Source organism: Pseudoalteromonas sp. SG44-1 (assembly GCF_014164315.1).
Lineage (GTDB): Bacteria > Pseudomonadota > Gammaproteobacteria > Enterobacterales > Alteromonadaceae > Pseudoalteromonas > Pseudoalteromonas rhizosphaerae.
Genome location: NZ_JACJEW010000226.1, coordinates 1 through 634, shown reverse-complemented (window position 1 = coordinate 634; position 634 = coordinate 1). Strand labels below are relative to the sequence as shown.

Annotated in this window: 1 protein-coding gene; it reads left to right on the top strand. The window is 50.9% G+C overall.

What is annotated here, in order from left to right; translation table 11 throughout:
• The coding region (locus H5187_RS23905; RefSeq protein ID WP_182798513.1) for an Ig-like domain-containing protein at window positions 1-634 on the top strand (634 nt) is incomplete at both ends.

Below are 634 nucleotides of genomic sequence, written 5' to 3'. Positions count from 1 at the left end.
GTACCTCAACCGAGCCTACGGGCACCGTTGTTAGCATCAGTATCGTGGATGTCAATGGCGATAGTTATGGATTAAGTGCCACCGTCCTCGCTGATGGTTCATGGCAAGTAACAGCACCAAGCTTAACGGATGGCAGTTATACAGTAACCGCCAGTATTACCGATGCGGCAGGCAATACCGGCAGTGACACCGGCACTGGCAGTGTGGATACCTTAGATCCGTTGATCAGTATCAATAGCCTCGGTGCCATTAATGATGATACGCCGACACTCAGTGGCACCTCGTCAGAGCCAGCAGGAACTATTATAAATCTTGTTGTGACCGATAGTGTCGGGACCAGTACCACGCTTAGTGCAACGGTTAATACCAATGGTGAGTGGGCGGTCACCTCGCCAGTCCTCGGCGATGATGATTACACGGTGGTTGCGAGTGTCAGTGATGCAGCGGGCAACAGCAACAGTGCCACTGATACCTTTACACTTAACACCTTAGCGCCGAGTATTACCATCAACGCGATAGGTGAAACCAACGACACTACACCGACCATTAACGGCAGCAGTGATGCGCCAGATGGCAGTGTTGTCACTGTAGTGATAAATGATGGAATAAACCCCGCAGAGACAGTTCAAACCAC